We start from the raw sequence: 14,435 nt of genomic DNA, 5'->3' as shown, positions 1-14,435 counted from the left end.
GAAATCATTTTTCAGGGGCGAATATGTAGGTAAAGAAACCAAGAGGCCGATGCTTCGGTTCACGATCCGTTTATGTACTTACAGGTCACACCTGCATGCGCATCATTTCCTGGTAGGCCTCAATTGCCTTATCACGTACTTCGACAGTGGTCTGAAGGGCGATGCCTGCCTTCTGGGAGGTAATCATCACATTATGTAGATCGACGTTTTCGCCTCGGACAAGTTTTGCCGTCATGTCCTGGGAATCAATCTGCTTCTGGTTTACATCACCAATCGCGCCGTTAAGCCAGGAAGAAAAGGACTCCCCTTTATCTCCGGCCGAGACCGGCTGTCTTATCTGACTGGTGAGAGGTGCCATGACAGAAGCACCGGTTTTCATAACTGGATCCATACTGCTTTCCCTCTTTCCTTGTTTTATCTGCCAATTTCCATTGCTTTCATAAGCATATTTTTATGTGCGTCCAGAGCGGTTACGTTCGCTTCATATGCCCTGGTGGCATTCATCATGTCAACCATTTCCTTGAGTGGATCCACATTGGGCATGGCTACATACCCATCCTCACCTGCATCCGGGTGTTCGGGGTTATACACCTGTTTAAAAGGGGTCTGATCTTCGACAATTCCGGTGACTTTTACCCCGTTTCCGTCTGAAGTACCTTTTGCCCGCGTCAGATGGTTTGCAAACGAATCCCCGCCCGCTTCCATGACAGTCATTTTTCTCCTGTACGGCTCCCATTCACCTTCTACCAGTCTCCCTCTCGTGGAATCGGCATTTGCCATATTAGCAGAAGTAACATCCATTCTAAGCCGCTGGGCAGTCAGTGCGGAAGCAGAAATATTCATTCCATGAAACATTCTCATTACCTCCCTTTGCCGAGTACAGTCTGAACGGATTGAAATCTTCCGTGCATTCTGTCGGAAATCGCCTGGTAGTAAAGCTGATTTTCAGCAAGTTTTGCCATTTCCCGATCCATATCCACATTATTGCCGTTATTGTTCATGACTGTGGATCCATCTCTCACTACGACTGCATCCCCCCGGGGATTTCCCCCGAATTGAAGATGACGGTGATCCGTCCGGTTCGCTTCCATTTCCAGGCGCCCCGACGCTTTCGAGAGCTCATTCCCGAAAACAGTCCTCCTGGCCTTGTAGTTTGGTGTATCTGCGTTTGCTATGTTGTTCGATATCGTACGCTGACGGGTCATGGAAGCATTCAGCGCCGATTCAAGAAGCCGGTTGGTTGAATTATTTAATATATCCATTACATCAGCACATCCTTAAATGTAATATCATCTCCGGAATTGCAGAAATATTTAAACCTTCTACCTAGTCGTATTTTATAGAAAGAACCAGGTATTGTCTAACGGTGTAGAGAAATGCATTATTTTGTGTAAAAAAGACCTAATTTGCTGTCCCGGTAAACATAGAGCCCAGGAGATGGTGTTAACCTGAAGCAGACAAAGCGCGTAATTACAAACATTCAGTATTGCAGGGAAAGAGATCCGTAAGCTTTGCGCATTCTGTCTGAAGGTCCGGAGAGGGGAACTTCTGCTGTTTCCCTTCGTGACTTTTGGCTCATTACCTTTCTCGTTCTCACACCGCGTGAAAACAAGGTCAGAAGTTTCAGGGAATGCTCGGATATGATGAATTTGCGTTCCCAAAAAGCCGGCGTTCAGAAAATATATTAAAATAAATTAAGGTATGTTGATTGTTCAAAAATCACAAGACGCCTGCGGGAAAAGCAAGAGCTGCGAGCGTTTACACCCTGTGTAGGCTTCGAGCTGCTTCGACGCAGACAGCTTCGAAGTTCAACTTGCAGAGGAAGAAGCAGAAGTACCTCCCCGGTTAGCTGAAGCCTTGCCCGCGGCAAGCGAGTGTATTTTTGAACAATCAACATACATATATAATACTGCCCAAAGCAAAAGGCCCTCACCAACGGTGAGGGCCCTTCTATTTAGCTGAGCTTTGTCCCAGCAGCTTTTAACAATGGTTTAGTTTTTAAGTTTATCAAGTTCAACAAGGAACTTATCGTTGAGTACTTTAATGTACGTACCTTTCATTCCCAGGGAACGGGATTCAATTACACCGGCACTTTCAAGTTTACGGAGGGCGTTTACGATAACAGAGCGGGTAATGCCCACGCGGTCGGCAATCTTACTGGCAACAAGCAGCCCCTCATTACCTTCGAGTTCCTCGAAGATGTGCTCTACAGCTTCCAGTTCGCTGTAGGACAGGGAGCTGATCGCCATCTGCACCACTGCTTTGGAGCGGGCTTCCTGTTCAATTTCCTCTGTTTTTTCATGCAGAATTTCCATTCCTACTACTGTCGAACCATACTCGGCAAGGAGAAGGTCGTCATCATCGAAAGAATCAGACAGGCGGGCCAGGATCAGTGTCCCCAGACGCTGGCCTCCCCCCTGAATTGGTACAATGGTAGTAAGACCCTGCTCAAAAAGATCACGGTTCTCCACCGGAAACGCCGTATATTCGCTGTCTATATCAAGGTTGGAGGAAGTCTCCTCCACTTTGAAAAGGCCGGATGTGTATTCTTCCGGAAACTGACGGTCCTCCAGCATCTGCTTCATACGCTCGTTTTCGATTTCCTGCTTGATAGCATAGCCAAGCAGCTTTCCGCGCCGGCTTACAATAAAAGTGTTTGCTTCAATTACATCACGGAGAGTGACCGCTACGTCCTTGAAGTTTACCGACTGTCCTCCGGTTTTCTGGAGTAGTTCATTAATTTTTCTTGTTTTTGTCAATAGATCCATCGTAGATCCTCCCTATAGAATATATTGGCTCAAGTCCCTGTTCTTTGCCACATTTTCGAGTTTTTCTTCCACGTATTGAGGTGTGATCACTACTTCTTCAAGATTGATGTCCGATGCTTCAAAGGACAGATCTTCAAGCAGTCTCTCAAGAATTGTGTGGAGCCTGCGTGCTCCGATATTTTCAGTTTCTTCATTTACTTTAGCTGCAATCTCGGCAATCTTACGAACAGTTTCGTCAGAAAATTTTAAATGTATACCTTCTGTTTCAAGAAGTGCCTTATATTGTTTGATCAGAGCGTTATCCGGCTCTACAAGAATACGGACAAAATCCTCAACAGTCAAGCTGGAAAGCTCCACACGAATCGGAAAGCGCCCCTGAAGTTCCGGAATGAGATCAGAAGGCTTTGAAAAGTGAAACGCTCCCGCAGCAACGAACAGCATGTGATCTGTTTTTACCGGACCGTATTTTGTCATCACCGTTGAGCCTTCCACGATCGGAAGAATATCGCGCTGGACACCTTCACGGGAAACATCGGCAGACTGCTGCTGACCTTTTCCTGCCACCTTATCGATTTCGTCGATAAAGATCATCCCGTTCTGTTCAGCCCGGATGACCGCCTGCTGTGTGACTTCGTCCATGTCGATGAGCTTCTGGGCCTCATCATCCGTCAGCACTTTTCTTGCCTCTTTTACAGTGAGACGGCGCTTTTTTTTCTTTTTGGGCATCATGTTCCCAAGCATATCCTGCATGTTCATGCCCATCTGCTCCATACCGGACCCCTGGAACATATCCATAAAGTTTCCCTGCTGCTCTTCCACTTCCACAGACACATGATGATCTTCAAGTTCTCCCATGGCAAGCTTCTGTGCGGTCCGTTTTCTGCGGTCCTTGATACCTTCTTCTTCCTGCTGATCGGATGTGTCCTGCTGGTTATCCTGATTCCCTCCAAAGAGCATTTCAAACGGATTCTTGTGGTTTGCATCCTTTTTGCGGGATGGTACCAACAGTTCAACAAGGCGGGCATTGGCATTCTGCTCGGCCTGATCCCTTACGCTCTGCATACGCTGATCCTTTTCTATTCTGATTGAGGTTTCAACAAGATCACGCACCATGGACTCCACATCCCTGCCCACATAGCCGACTTCAGTAAATTTCGTTGCTTCGACTTTTACGAAAGGGGCACCCGTAAGCTTTGCCAGACGCCTCGCAATTTCGGTCTTACCGACCCCCGTAGGACCGATCATGAGGATGTTTTTCGGCGTTATTTCATCGCGGATGCTTTCATCCAGCTTCGATCTTCTGTACCGGTTCCGAAGCGCTACCGCTACAGAGCGCTTGGCTCCCGACTGTCCCACAATATACTGATCCAGCCGTTCAACAATTTGACGAGGTGTAAAGGATTGACTCATTCTGTCTGCCTCCTTTTTGATCTGCTTACTGCTCCTGTATTTCCTCTACGATAATTTCATTGTTTGTATACACACAGATATCCGAAGCAACTTCCAGAGCCGAAACAGCAAGCTGTTTTGCTGTAAGTGAATCACCGTGCTTTTTCAGCGCCCTTCCGGCAGCAAGAGCGTAGTTGCCCCCGGATCCGATGGCAATAATGCCGTCATCAGGCTCGATCACTTCCCCGGTACCGGCAATAAGGTAGAGATTTGTATCGTCCATCACGATAAGCATGGCCTCAAGTTTACGAAGAACACGGTCACTCCGCCACTCTTTCGCCAGTTCAACCGCTGCCCGCTGCAGATTTCCGCTGTATTCCTCGAGCTTGGTCTCGAATTTATCATACAGAGTAAAAGCGTCCGCAACAGATCCTGCGAACCCGGCAACAACTTTACCTCTGTACAGTCTGCGGACTTTTTTGGCTGTATGCTTCATCACTACCGCGTTTCCGAATGTGACCTGGCCATCGCCGGCCATGGCAGCCGTTCCGTTATGGCGGACGGCAAATATTGTTGTACCCCTGATCTGATCCATTGAATACCCTCCTGACATGTAGATCCGCTTTAAAATATGTTAACCGTTACTTATTAAAACAGAGCAGATATTAAAAACGGGTTAAGCTCTGGGATGAAACTTCGTTATTGTATCCTTAAGCCGGTCTGTCGTTACATGAGTATAGATCTGTGTTGCACTCAGGCTGCTGTGGCCGAGGAGTTCCTGAACGGTTCTCAGATCAGCCCCTGCATTAAGCATATGTGTGGCAAATGTATGCCGGAGCACGTGAGGACTCATGCGTGATTTGAGTGAGGCATCCTCCACAAGCCGGTTCAGGATTGTTCTAATGCTTCTGTCCGAAAGCCTCGTTCCCCTGTAGTTCAGAAAGAGCGCCTCATCGTCTCCCCCACTGGCAAGCAGCTTCGGACGAGCCGTTTCAATATAGTGATCGAGAGCTTCAAGGGCAAATCCCCCTGCAGGAACGAAGCGTTCTTTACGGCCTTTTCCCCGAACCAGAAGAACCCCGGTATCAAAGTCAACATCCCTTAAATTAATCCCGGCGCATTCACTCACACGGATTCCCGTTGCATAAAGCAGTTCGGCAATTGCAAGGTTTCTCTGTCCGAGCGGTGTGGAAACGTCCGCCGCCTCAAAAATAGCCTTCATTTCCTGTTCATAGAAAAAGGAAGGCAGCCTTGAACCTTTTTTCGGAGTGGAAGCTGTCAGAAAGGGATTACTGCTTATATACTCTTCCCTTACAAGGAAACGGTAAAACGAACGAAGGGCGGATAATTTGCGTGCCGCTGTCTTTCTTGCGTACTCTTTTTTATGTAATACAGTAAGGTAATCTCTTACATCGGCATACGAAACAGCAGCAAAACCGTGTGCCGGCTGCTGCTTCAGAAACACTTCGAATTCGACTATATCCGATCGGTAATTCGTAATGGTGTGTTCCGACGCATTCCGTTCAATCTGCAGATAACGCACAAACTGCTCAATCCAAATGTCTGCCATAACCCCGGTCACCTTAACTTTCGGTTAGACGTTCCTGATAAAACAGGGCTTTCAAAGAAGAGCTACTAAATCGTATCACAATTCAGCAGCCCTTTCAATAAACTTTACATTTTTTTCACAAAATTCTGAATTGTTGCCAATGCCCGTTCACCGTGGGCTTCGTAGCGCTCTTTTTTATTTCGGATCCTTTTCTCGAATGGTGGAAGCAGACCCATATTGGCGTTAATCGGCTGGAAGTTGTCAGGGTTGGCCGTTGTAATGTAATTGGCCATCGCCCCGGTCATCGTTTCATCAGGAAAGACAAGCGGCTCTTCTCCCTCGGTCAATCTGGCTGCATTAATTCCTGCCACCAGACCTGCAGCTGCACTTTCCACATAGCCTTCAACCCCGGTCATCTGTCCGGCAAAGAACAGGTCGTCTCTGTCTTTGTACTGGTAAGTCTTTCTGAGCAGATTCGGCGAATTGACGAATGTGTTGCGGTGCATAACTCCATAGCGGACGATTTCAGCGTTTTCAAGTCCGGGAATGAGAGAGAACACTTCTTTCTGGGGACCCCATTTCATGTGGGTCTGAAATCCAACGATGTTGTACAGCGTGCCGGAACTGTTATCCTGACGAAGCTGAACGACAGCATAAGGCCGCTTGCCCGTTTTAGGATCTTCAAGTCCAACCGGTTTCATCGGACCGAACAGAAGGGTTTTCTTCCCGCGGCGGGCCATCACTTCGATGGGCATACAGCCTTCGAAGAACATTTCCTTTTCGAAGTCCTTCACCGGAACCGTTTCTGCGCTGATCAGCGCTTCGTAAAAACGGTCAAACTCCTCCTCTGTCATTGGACAGTTCAGGTATGCAGCCTCACCTTTATCATAGCGGGATTTAAGATATATCTTATCCATATCAAGGGAGTCTGTTTCCAGAATCGGAGCAGCTGCATCGTAAAAATAAAGATATTCTTCTCCTGTCAGAGCCTTCAGTTCATTTGACAGAGCTTCCGATGTCAGTGGCCCGGTGGCAATAATCGTAGGTCCATCCGGAATCCGTGTCATCTCCTCTGTCATAACCGTCACGTTCTCATGGCCTTTCACCCGGTCGGTTACGAGCTGGGCAAATTCATGACGGTCTACAGCCAGTGCACCTCCTGCGGGAACGGAACAATCGTCTGCAGAACGGATAATAACAGAATCAAGATTCCGCATTTCCTCTTTCAGAATGCCTACTGCGTTTGCAAGTCCGTTCGCCCGAAGCGAATTACTGCAGACCAGTTCGGCAAATTTATCTGTATGGTGAGCCGGTGTCTGTTTGGCAGGGCGCATTTCGTAAAGGTGTACTTTTACACCGCGTTTGGCAAGCTGCCAAGCTGCTTCACTGCCTGCAAGACCGGCACCGATTACGTTAACGTGCTGTGTCATTTTCTTTCCCTCCTCTTGCCTGTACGTCCGCTAATATACATGAACGGCTGTGTAAATGCAACATATTTCGATTTCCCGGCACCAGCCGGGTGAAATAATTAACTGGTTTTGTAAATTACGCTGCAGGCACTGCTTCCGGCAGAAGTAATGGAATTTCTTTCCTGCGGAGAGCGTCCGCCTGCAGCGTATAATACAATTACCGTTCTGAAAAGAACTTTTTTCCAAGTCAGAAAAGGGAACCGCCGGTACACAGAATCCCGGCAGTTCCCCTTTTTCTGAATCAGTTTTCTTCCTCTTTGTAATCACACTCTGAACACTGGACATGCTTGCCTTTTTTTGTTTTCTTTTCAACAAGCATGTTCGAACATTTCGGACACGTTCTTGCAATAGGTTTATCCCAGGAGATAAATTCGCATTCGGGATACCTGTCGCATCCGTAGAAAATCCGCTTTTTCTTGCTTTTTCGTTCAACGATGTTTCCTTCTTTACACGATGGGCATTTCACACCGACATCTTTTACAATTGCTTTCGTATTCCGGCATTCGGGAAAGTTGGAGCAGGCCATGAACTTACCGTAGCGGCCCATTTTATATACCATTTCGTGGCCGCACTTTTCACAGTCTTCACCGGCGGGTTCATCCCGGATCTCCACTTCCTTCATTTCCTCTTCCGCTGTTTTCAGCCGTTTTTCGAAATCCCCGTAAAAGTCCCCGATCACTTTCACCCAGTTTTCTTCGCCGTCTTCAATCGAGTCAAGGTCCGTTTCCATCTTTGCGGTGAATTCAACGTTGAGAATTTCCGGAAAGAACTCGATAATCAGGTCGAGGACGATTGTACCCAGTTCAGTCGGGATAAAACGCTTATCTTCCAGAGCCACATAACCTCTGCGCTGGATAGTATCAAGTGTCGGTGCGTACGTGGACGGACGGCCGATGCCCAGCTCCTCAAGTGTCTTAACAAGCCTGGCTTCAGTGTATCTTGGAGGAGGCTGGGTAAAGTGCTGGTTCGGCTCGATGGTTTCCACATCGACTTTTTCGCCTTCCTTAAGATCAGGAAGCATTTTGTCTTCCTCTTTTTTGCCGTCATCCGTGCCTTCAATGTAAACTTTCATGAACCCCGGGAACTTCAGCTTTGATCCGGTCGCACGGAACAGTACGCCATTGTCAGTCAGATCCACACTCATGGTATCCATTACCGCCGGTGCCATCATACTCGCTACAAGGCGGTCCCAGATGAGCTTATAAAGACGGTACTGATCCCTCGTCAGGTACGGTTTGACTGACTTGGGATCTTTCATTACAGATGTAGGCCGGATTGCTTCGTGTGCATCCTGTGAGTTGGCACTCTGCTTTGATTTCTGTTTTGATTCATTGAGATATTCTTTACCGTAGTTTGCTTCAATGTAATCTCTTGTTTCGCTGCGGGCAGTATCTGATACTCGCGTGGAATCTGTACGCATGTATGTAATCAGACCGTCTGTTCCGCCTTTGCCAACGTCAATCCCCTCATACAGCTGCTGGGCAAGCATCATTGTCTTTTTTGCCCGGAAGTTCAGCTTTCTTGCCGCTTCCTGCTGAAGTGACGAGGTAGTAAAAGGAACTACAGGATTGCGTTTCCGTTCTTTCTTTGTCACTTTGTCAACGTTCAGTGTGTTCCCTGTTAACCTTTCGAGAACACGGTCAACGTCTTCTTTTTTCTTCAGTTCTGTCTTTTCCCCGTCTGTACCATAAAATTTCGCTTCAAACGGTTTGCCGCTCTTATTCAGTTTCGCTTCAACGGACCAGTATTCTTCCGGCTCGAAAGCCTGGATTTCCTTTTCACGGTCGATAATCAGCTTCACTGCCACTGATTGTACCCGGCCGGCGCTCAGTCCCTTTTTAACTTTCTTCCATAGTAATGGGCTGATATTGTAACCGACAAGGCGGTCAAGGACTCTTCTTGCCTGCTGGGCGTCTACTAAATTCATGTTAATGGTTCGCGGTGTTTTGAACGAATCTTTAATGGCCTGTTTCGTAATTTCATTAAAAACAACACGGCATTTCGCACGGTCATCAATGTTAAGACTGTGAGCGAGGTGCCAGGCAATGGCTTCCCCTTCGCGGTCAGGGTCGGCTGCGAGATAGACTTTCTTTGCTTTTTTCGCAGCGGTCTTCAGTTCCTTCAGAACCGGTCCCTTGCCCCTGATGGTAATGTATTTCGGAGTGAAGTTATCCTCCACATCAACGCCCATCTGGCTCTTGGGCAGATCGATGACATGTCCCATTGACGCTTTTACAGCATAACGTTTACCAAGATATTTACCGATTGTTTTTGCTTTAGCCGGGGATTCGACGATCACTAGGTAATCGGACATACAGTTGTTCCTCCCCTTCAGAGGTAAAATCATAACAGTTCTTCATAAAATGAAATCCCCACTATTATTAACCACATATTTACGGTTTGTCAAACAGCTGACCGGAAAAAAACGGATATGAGTACAGAATCAGGACTGATTCAGCCCGCAATTTCTGATTTTTCCGACGCTGTTAACTGTAAGTTATGCTCGATATTTATTTTTTCATACCATTAATCTGAAATTCTTCCATAATATCTTCAGGACGGAATACAGGCTTGGCCCCTTCCTGAATCAGAATATTACACCCTGCCGCTTCCTTTTTCAGAGGGGATCCGGGGACTGCAAAGACATCCCTCCCCTGTTCAAGGGCGGCCCCCGCTGTAATCATAGTTCCGCTTTTTTCACGGGCTTCAATAATCAGAACAGCACGGGAAAGCCCGCTGATCAGCCGGTTCCGTTCGGGAAAATGCCACTTCTGCGGTTTCTGCCATGGGGCATATTCGCTCAGCAGAATAGCTGATCCGGCAATTGTCCTGGCAAGAGATATGTTTGACCTCGGATAAATGTGATTAAAACCTGAACCAAGTACAGCAGCTGTAGGACTCTTATACCTTAGACTCAGTTCGTGAGCAGATGAGTCCACACCTTCAGCGAGGCCCGAAACAATGAGAAACCGGTGTTTCAGTAAGGGGGGAAGGAGTTCTTTTAAAATTTCCGAAGCTTCAGGAGAAGGCTTTCTGGGCCCGATAACAGCGAGGGGGAAACAGTTTTGAAGAATTCGCGGGGACCCCTGATAAAAGAGAACGGCAGGCGGGTCATAAATCGTTTTCAGCAGAGCAGGATAACTGTCATCAAAGATTGTCATCCACCCTGCTCCTGAAGCCGCATAGGCGGCTGGGAGATCGGTACTTCCGATGGCCTGCAGCCGCCTGCAGATCAGCTGTGCCCTGTTAAGTGTGATCTTCCCGACAGCAGCCAATTCTTCAGGGGCCATGTCAAAGGGAGCATGAAGCTCCTTATCATAATCAAGCAGATGATGCACAAATAGAGCACCTGCACCTGCAGCATGCTGAAGATAAAGAAGCCGTTCACGGAGAGTATTCATTTGTTATCCCTGCCTTTGCGGTGGTTTGGAGATTTGAGGATCGGATGGGGGAAAGAGGGTATAAGAACACACTCCCCCGATCCGGGGGAGTGCACTTATATTGAGGTTACTTATGCGTTACGCATTTCTCGAAAATGTCGTTATCCTTGAGGGTACTGATGAGCGTCTCACCCATAACAGCCGGAGTCTGGGCCACTTTCACGCCGCAGCTCTCAAGAGTTTTAATCTTTTCGGCTGCCGTTCCCTTACCGCCTGAGATAATCGCACCGGCATGACCCATGCGCTTCCCTGGAGGTGCTGTCTGTCCGCCGATAAAGCCGACAACCGGTTTTGTCATATTGGCTTTAATCCACTCGGCAGCTTCTTCCTCTGCAGTACCGCCGATCTCACCGATCATGATTACTGCATAGGTATCGTCATCTTCGTTAAACTGCTTAAGCACATCAATGAAGTCTGTACCGTTTACAGGGTCACCGCCGATACCTACAGCCGTAGACTGTCCGATTCCTTCGGTGGAGAGCTGATGGACAGCTTCGTAGGTAAGGGTTCCTGAACGGGAAACAACACCTACGTGTCCTTTTTTATGAATGTAACCAGGCATGATTCCGATTTTACACTCATCCGGTGTGATGACACCCGGGCAGTTCGGTCCAATCAGACGCGTTTCCTTGTCTTCAAGGTAGCGTTTTACTTTGATCATATCTGTTACAGGAATACCTTCTGTAATTGTGATGACCAGTTCAATGCCTGCATCGGCTGCTTCCATTATCGCATCAGCAGCAAATGCCGGTGGAACGTAAACAACGGAGGCGTTTGCGCCTGTCTGTTCCACTGCATCAGTTACAGTATCGAAAACCGGGATGCCTTCCACTTCCGTACCGCCTTTACCCGGCGTTACACCGCCTACCACGTTTGTTCCGTACTCGACTGCCTGTTTGGTATGAAATAGTCCGGTTGCACCGGTAATACCTTGTACAATCAGTTTTGTGTCTTTATTAATAAGGATACTCATCTGCTGTCCCGTCCTTTCTTACTGTTTCACAAGTGAAACGATTTTTTGAGCGCCGTCTGCCATTGAATCAGCGGCTGTGATGTTCAGTCCGGAGTCTTCAAGAATCTGCTTGCCAAGTTCCACGTTTGTCCCTTCAAGACGTACAACAAGCGGCAGCTCAAGACCCATTTCCTTCGTTGCTGCTACAACTCCCTCGGCAATAATATCGCACTTCATAATTCCACCGAAGATATTTACGTAGATCCCTTTCACACTCTTGTCCGAAAGAATGATCTTAAACGCTTCCGTTACTTTTTCCTTTGTCGCACCGCCCCCGACATCAAGGAAGTTTGCAGGGTCGCCGTTGTAATGCTTAATAATATCCATTGTCGCCATTGCAAGGCCGGCGCCGTTAACCATACAGCCGATATTGCCGTCAAGGGCAATGTAGCTGAGGTCATGTTTGGACGCTTCAATTTCCTTCTCGTCTTCCTCATCGAGATCACGGAGTTCAATAATGTCCTTTTGACGATAAAGGGCATTGGAATCGAAATTCAGTTTTGCATCAAGAGCCATTACCTTTCCGTCCCCAGTAGTGACAAGCGGATTGATTTCGGCAATGGAGCAGTCCTTTTCTTCAAATGCTTTATAAAGTCCCATCATGAACTTTACCGCGTCACGGACAAGCTCTTTAGGAATGTTGATATTAAAAGCAAGACGGCGCGCCTGGTAAGGCATAAGCCCTACTACCGGGTCGATTACTTCCTTGAAGATTTTTTCAGGGGTTTTTTCAGCCACCTCTTCAATTTCAGTACCGCCTTCTTCTGAAGCCATCATTGTAATACGGGACGTGTCACGGTCAACAACGACACCAACGTAGTATTCACTTTTAATGTCGCAGCCTTCTTCGATAAGTAAGCGCTTAACTTCTTTACCTTCTGGACCAGTCTGGTGTGTCACCAGAGTCTTACCGAGAATTTCGTCGGCATATGTACGCACTTCATCCAGGTTTTTGGCTACTTTAACACCGCCCGCTTTACCGCGGCCGCCTGCATGAATCTGGGCTTTGACAACGGTTACATCCGTGCTTAGAGATTCTGCTGCTTCAACAGCTTCATCCACTGAATAAGCCACTTTTCCGTTAGGAACTGCGACACCGTAACTTCTTAATACTTCCTTGCCTTGATACTCATGGATATTCATTGCCATCCTCCTAACTTAATTGTGCATCGGTAAATCTTAACAGGATTCGCTAAATCCTTCACAAACCTTTGTAAAAAAATAATAATTCTCTCGCTGTTTGTGCAGACTGGAGGGAAAAATTCTGTCCTTTTCCGTCACACAGCTTTTATTCTACTATACTTTTGTCAGATTTGTGAATCAAATGCTTAATTTTTTTTGTAAATTTATGATCTGAACCATAAGTCACCGTAACATTCAATTTTTTATGAGCTCTGATCAGTGCCGGGCGGCCACGAGTGACCGGAAAGGAAAAAACCGCCCACAGGAGGCGGTTTAATATGGGCCCCGGCGGTTTTCCATCACGCCGGCGTCGGTATGGTCATTATCACGTTTGTACATATCTTCGTTATTGACTGCCGGACCAACCATCGTATCTTCAAGTTCCTCGCTGTCGTAGGCTGTGTGATCGGATTCGGCTGCAGTTCTGTTCCTGCCTTTTCTGCCTCCGGGGTTCTTCACTGCTTACGGTCTCTTTTCATTCGGTCAATAACGCTCTTTGTAGCGTTCTGTGTAATCTGGTCAGATTCACCGGCTGAACGGTACACACCAAACTCTTCGGCAATTTCCTGACGGTAGGAATTCATGTAATCATCAATTCCGTCCACCAGAAGCCCGTTGCGGAATGGTTCTTTCTTATCCACTGGTCATCCCTCCTGTTATGTCAGTCAGCATTAGCTTAACCAGTGACGGAGGGAACAAACATGAAATTTTAACCAGCAGCCGTGTACATCACCGGTAAAATGATTTACAGGAATTCCCTGACCGGAGCAAATGTTTTTCTGTGTTCAGGGGTTGCCCCGTGATTTTTAAGACCTGCCAGATGATCTCTTGTTCCGTATCCCATATTCTGTCCGAAAGCATACCCCGGGTATTGAGAATCCAGACCCTTCATACAGCTGTCCCGCTTCACCTTCGCAATAACTGAAGCAGCTGCAATACTTATACTTCTGGAATCGCCCTTTATAAGTGAAGTCTGTGGAATATTTTCAGGGAGTTCCATCGCATCGACCAGAAGAAAATCAGGATCTGTTTCCATGCTGTGCACAGCGCGCTGCATTGCCAGTTTCGAGGCCTGGTAAATGTTCAGACGGTCAATTTCCCCGGCTGAAACGGCCCCTGTCCCCCAGGCCAATGCATGTGTTTTTATGTATTCTGCATAGCTCTCCCGCTTTTCCTCACTCAATTTTTTGGAGTCATTCAGTCCTGGTAAATAAAAATCCTCCGGAAGAATAACACTTGCTGCAATAACGGGGCCTGCCAGTGGACCTCTGCCGACTTCATCCACTCCGGCAATGGCTGTATAGCCGTTTTTTCTGCGATCTTTTTCGTACACGGACATTTCTGTGAACTGCCGGGCCAGCCTGGCTTCCTTTTCCACAGTTCTGTCATAAGCTGCAAGCAGCTTCCGGACACCCTTTCTGCTATCCTTCCTGATAGCAAGAATGTCCGCTTCGCCGGGCTCCCCCGTGAGAAGCTCTTTTATTTCGGAAACCGTCTTTCTTTTTATATCCAAGCCCGCTCCCCCTTTTCAAAATAGCTCTTTTAAAGCCCTTTTAATTTTCGTTCACTGCGCTCCCTTTCCTCGGACATCACTGCAGCCGGCAGAGAAGCTGCCGAAAACATAAA

General features: G+C 47.4%; 15 protein-coding genes. All 15 read right to left on the bottom strand.

What is annotated here, in order from left to right:
• Positions 1-85: 85 nt before the first annotated feature.
• The 15 genes from fliE to rnhB all read right to left on the bottom strand — a co-directional run bounded on the left by fliE (position 86) and on the right by rnhB (position 14,316).
• Complete coding sequence (gene fliE, locus FGB90_RS02555; RefSeq protein ID WP_138808999.1) at positions 86-391, bottom strand: flagellar hook-basal body complex protein FliE; 306 nt, start codon at positions 389-391, stop codon at positions 86-88.
• A gap of 23 nt (positions 392-414) precedes the next feature.
• Positions 415-861 (bottom strand): flagellar basal body rod protein FlgC, encoded by a 447-nt coding sequence (gene flgC / locus FGB90_RS02550; RefSeq protein WP_171051669.1) that lies wholly within the window; start codon positions 859-861, stop codon positions 415-417.
• Positions 861-1,262 carry a flagellar basal body rod protein FlgB gene (gene flgB / locus FGB90_RS02545; protein ID WP_138808997.1) on the bottom strand — a complete coding sequence of 134 codons (402 nt, stop codon included), beginning with the start codon at positions 1,260-1,262 and terminating at the stop codon, positions 861-863. Before flgB ends, flgC begins: the two co-directional genes overlap by 1 nt.
• A gap of 729 nt (positions 1,263-1,991) precedes the next feature.
• On the bottom strand, positions 1,992-2,768 hold the full coding sequence (codY, locus tag FGB90_RS02540; RefSeq protein ID WP_138808996.1) for a GTP-sensing pleiotropic transcriptional regulator CodY: 777 nt from the start codon (positions 2,766-2,768) through the stop codon (positions 1,992-1,994).
• A gap of 12 nt (positions 2,769-2,780) precedes the next feature.
• A complete protein-coding gene (gene hslU, locus FGB90_RS02535) occupies positions 2,781-4,178 on the bottom strand; it encodes an ATP-dependent protease ATPase subunit HslU (protein WP_138808995.1) in 1,398 nt (465 codons plus the stop codon).
• A gap of 25 nt (positions 4,179-4,203) precedes the next feature.
• The gene (hslV, locus tag FGB90_RS02530) at positions 4,204-4,752 is read right to left on the bottom strand and encodes an ATP-dependent protease subunit HslV (RefSeq protein WP_138808994.1); all 549 of its coding nucleotides are present in this window, start codon (positions 4,750-4,752) and stop codon (positions 4,204-4,206) included.
• 81 nt (positions 4,753-4,833) lie between these two features.
• Positions 4,834-5,727: a tyrosine recombinase XerC gene (gene xerC / locus FGB90_RS02525; RefSeq protein ID WP_138808993.1), complete on the bottom strand. Its 894-nt coding sequence runs from the start codon at positions 5,725-5,727 to the stop codon at positions 4,834-4,836.
• Positions 5,728-5,831: 104 nt separating this feature from the next.
• Positions 5,832-7,136 (bottom strand): FADH(2)-oxidizing methylenetetrahydrofolate--tRNA-(uracil(54)-C(5))-methyltransferase TrmFO, encoded by a 1,305-nt coding sequence (trmFO, locus tag FGB90_RS02520; protein WP_138808992.1) that lies wholly within the window; start codon positions 7,134-7,136, stop codon positions 5,832-5,834.
• 280 nt (positions 7,137-7,416) lie between these two features.
• Positions 7,417-9,489, bottom strand: a complete 2,073-nt coding sequence (gene topA, locus FGB90_RS02515) for a type I DNA topoisomerase (RefSeq protein WP_138808991.1) — start codon at positions 9,487-9,489, stop codon at positions 7,417-7,419.
• Positions 9,490-9,685: 196 nt separating this feature from the next.
• Positions 9,686-10,576, bottom strand: a complete 891-nt coding sequence (gene dprA, locus FGB90_RS02510; RefSeq protein ID WP_138808990.1) for a DNA-processing protein DprA — start codon at positions 10,574-10,576, stop codon at positions 9,686-9,688.
• Between the two features lie 106 nt (positions 10,577-10,682).
• On the bottom strand, positions 10,683-11,588 hold the full coding sequence (gene sucD, locus FGB90_RS02505; RefSeq protein WP_138808989.1) for a succinate--CoA ligase subunit alpha: 906 nt from the start codon (positions 11,586-11,588) through the stop codon (positions 10,683-10,685).
• 18 nt (positions 11,589-11,606) lie between these two features.
• The gene (gene sucC, locus FGB90_RS02500) at positions 11,607-12,770 is read right to left on the bottom strand and encodes an ADP-forming succinate--CoA ligase subunit beta (protein ID WP_138808988.1); all 1,164 of its coding nucleotides are present in this window, start codon (positions 12,768-12,770) and stop codon (positions 11,607-11,609) included.
• A 312-nt stretch (positions 12,771-13,082) separates the two neighbouring features.
• Positions 13,083-13,268, bottom strand: a complete 186-nt coding sequence (locus FGB90_RS02495) for a hypothetical protein (protein ID WP_138808987.1) — start codon at positions 13,266-13,268, stop codon at positions 13,083-13,085.
• Positions 13,265-13,450, bottom strand: a complete 186-nt coding sequence (locus tag FGB90_RS02490) for a hypothetical protein (RefSeq protein ID WP_138808986.1) — start codon at positions 13,448-13,450, stop codon at positions 13,265-13,267. The genes FGB90_RS02495 and FGB90_RS02490 overlap by 4 nt, the downstream gene beginning before the upstream one ends.
• A gap of 104 nt (positions 13,451-13,554) precedes the next feature.
• Positions 13,555-14,316, bottom strand: coding sequence for a ribonuclease HII (rnhB, locus tag FGB90_RS02485; protein WP_138809949.1), 762 nt, complete (start codon positions 14,314-14,316; stop codon positions 13,555-13,557).
• Between the last annotated feature and the right edge of the window lie 119 nt (positions 14,317-14,435).

This window comes from Alteribacter natronophilus (genome assembly GCF_006007885.1).
GTDB lineage: Bacteria > Bacillota > Bacilli > Bacillales > Salisediminibacteriaceae > Alteribacter > Alteribacter natronophilus.
Note: the sequence above shows the minus strand (reverse complement) of the source record. Positions and strands in the feature narration are given on the sequence as shown.

Excerpts from the sequence above, each read along its gene's own strand:
- fliE (WP_138808999.1), bottom strand. The coding sequence starts at position 391 with ATGGATCCAGTTATGAAAACCGGTGCTTCTGTCATGGCACCTCTCACC.
- flgC (WP_171051669.1), bottom strand. The coding sequence starts at position 861 with ATGAGAATGTTTCATGGAATGAATATTTCTGCTTCCGCACTGACTGCC.
- flgB (WP_138808997.1), bottom strand. The coding sequence starts at position 1,262 with ATGGATATATTAAATAATTCAACCAACCGGCTTCTTGAATCGGCGCTG.
- codY (WP_138808996.1), bottom strand. The coding sequence starts at position 2,768 with ATGGATCTATTGACAAAAACAAGAAAAATTAATGAACTACTCCAGAAA.
- hslU (WP_138808995.1), bottom strand. The coding sequence starts at position 4,178 with ATGAGTCAATCCTTTACACCTCGTCAAATTGTTGAACGGCTGGATCAG.
- hslV (WP_138808994.1), bottom strand. The coding sequence starts at position 4,752 with ATGGATCAGATCAGGGGTACAACAATATTTGCCGTCCGCCATAACGGA.
- xerC (WP_138808993.1), bottom strand. The coding sequence starts at position 5,727 with ATGGCAGACATTTGGATTGAGCAGTTTGTGCGTTATCTGCAGATTGAA.
- trmFO (WP_138808992.1), bottom strand. The coding sequence starts at position 7,136 with ATGACACAGCACGTTAACGTAATCGGTGCCGGTCTTGCAGGCAGTGAA.
- topA (WP_138808991.1), bottom strand. The coding sequence starts at position 9,489 with ATGTCCGATTACCTAGTGATCGTCGAATCCCCGGCTAAAGCAAAAACA.
- dprA (WP_138808990.1), bottom strand. The coding sequence starts at position 10,576 with ATGAATACTCTCCGTGAACGGCTTCTTTATCTTCAGCATGCTGCAGGT.
- sucD (WP_138808989.1), bottom strand. The coding sequence starts at position 11,588 with ATGAGTATCCTTATTAATAAAGACACAAAACTGATTGTACAAGGTATT.
- sucC (WP_138808988.1), bottom strand. The coding sequence starts at position 12,770 with ATGAATATCCATGAGTATCAAGGCAAGGAAGTATTAAGAAGTTACGGT.